Below are 921 nucleotides of genomic sequence, written 5' to 3'. Positions count from 1 at the left end.
CACGAGATCGACGTTGCACCCGAATGGACTGTCGGCCGACTAGTCGCAGCAAGTCGCGACAAGGATGGTCTGCTGCACGGCGCAGCCACGCCGCGCTTGATGCAGGCTTACGCCATCGGCAGATGAGGATGATCTCATGACCTGGTCGATCATCGCCAAGGATGCGGAGACGGGTGCTTTCGGCATCGCCGTGGCGACGAAGTTCTTCGCGGTCGGCGCATTGTGCCCGTACGGTGCCGCCAGGATCGGCGCCGTTGCGACGCAGGCTCTCGTCAACCCGCTCTACGGAGTTGACGGCCTCGCGTTGATGGCTGAAGGGCGCAGCGCTTCCGCGACGATCGAGATCCTCACCGCGCGTGATCCCGGCCGCGACGTCCGCCAACTCCATGTCATCGATCGCGATGGTCGCACGGCAGCCTACACCGGCAGCGAATGTGTGCCCTGGTGTGGCCACATCTCGGAGGTCGGCGTTTCCGTCGCGGGCAATATGCTGGCGGGGGCCGAGGTGATCGAAGCGACGTTGGAGACATTTCAGCGTCGCGCCGACCTGCCATTCACGGCACGATTGATGGACGCCCTGGATGCTGGTCAGGCCCAAGGTGGCGACAAACGAGGAAAACAATCGGCCGCGCTCAAGATCTGGCACACCGAACCCTATCCTGCGCTCGACCTTCGCGTCGACGATCATGCCGAGCCGTTGCAGGAATTGCGACGGCTCTATGAGGTCGCGCATGAGCGTTTCATCGCTTTCATGGAAGCAATGGCGACGCGCAGCAATCCTGGTGGAATCACTGATCGCGCCTGGATCGATCAGCGCAGCAAAGAGCTGCAGGAGCGGGCTTCCCGCCAGTAGTGCGTCGCGGGGAAGCGTAGCTGCTTCATTATTGCAGGGGAAAAGGCATCTTTTCACAGCGCCGCAAG

At 62.4% G+C, this 921-nt stretch carries 1 protein-coding gene; it reads left to right on the top strand.

The window, feature by feature from the left end; genetic code table 11:
* Positions 1-136 precede the first annotated feature (136 nt).
* Positions 137-853 carry a DUF1028 domain-containing protein gene (locus AC1DT3_RS22750; protein WP_477467431.1) on the top strand — a complete coding sequence of 239 codons (717 nt, stop codon included), beginning with the start codon at positions 137-139 and terminating at the stop codon, positions 851-853.
* The last annotated feature ends 68 nt before the right edge of the window (positions 854-921 follow it).

This window comes from Microvirga sp. P4_G7 (assembly GCF_056401005.1).
This window is presented reverse-complemented; position numbering and strand designations above follow the sequence as displayed.